Genomic DNA, 615 nt, shown 5'->3' with positions numbered 1-615 from the left:
CCGGGCCGCGGCGGTGGTGCGCGCGGCAACGACCCCGACTTCCTCCACGGTGCCCCAGGCCTGGCATTCGGCGCAGCGCCCCACCCATTTGGCGGTGGTCCAGCCGCATTCGGCGCAGCGGAACTTGGCGGAATTCTTCGTACGCGCGGTCTTGCTCATGGATTCATGCTACCCACGGGACCGGACAGTTCGGGCATGGGCGCCTAGCGGTGCAGCGGGGGCAGGGCGGAGGTGGCCTCCTCGGTGTCCGCGCCGGGCTTGAGCAGGTCCACCACCATCGGGCGCAGCAGCAGCACCAGGCCCTCGCCCTGCAACCCCTCGATGCCCATCTGGTGCGGGTCCAGCTTCGCAGCGCAGTCCTGCAGCTGGTGGCGGGCCAGCCGCTCGTACTTGTGCTGCCCGGCCACGGTGGGTTCCCGCACCGAATGCGCCAGCGTGCCCACCGCCTCGGACAGTTCGCGCAGCAGCGCGGTGATCTGCTCGGCCCCCTCGCGCTCAGCGCGCTTTGGCTCAGCACGGCCGCCAGGCGGCGCACCACCACCCGCAGGTTGCGGGCGGCCAAATCGAAGTGGTCACTGCGTTCGGAGAGCTGGCGGATTCCTGGCGGTGCCGGCG

2 protein-coding genes and 1 pseudogene are annotated in these 615 nt (G+C 71.4%); 1 reads left to right on the top strand and 2 read right to left on the bottom strand.

Annotation, left to right across the window (positions count from 1 at the left end; translation table 11 throughout):
* A pseudogene (locus JCM19049_RS21675) lies at positions 1–159 on the bottom strand (DNA repair protein RadA); the annotation flags it as partial.
* 44 nt (positions 160–203) lie between these two features.
* A complete protein-coding gene (locus JCM19049_RS16905; RefSeq protein WP_279403495.1) occupies positions 204–422 on the bottom strand; it encodes a hypothetical protein in 219 nt (72 codons plus the stop codon).
* Positions 423–425: 3 nt separating this feature from the next.
* On the opposite strand from JCM19049_RS16905, the gene JCM19049_RS21670 reads away from it, so the two are divergent.
* Positions 426–615 (top strand): hypothetical protein (locus JCM19049_RS21670; protein ID WP_279403494.1); only part of this gene is annotated, 190 nt, incomplete at its 3' end.

Source organism: Arthrobacter sp. JCM 19049 (genome assembly GCF_001310435.1).
Note: the sequence above shows the minus strand (reverse complement) of the source record. Positions and strands in the feature narration are given on the sequence as shown.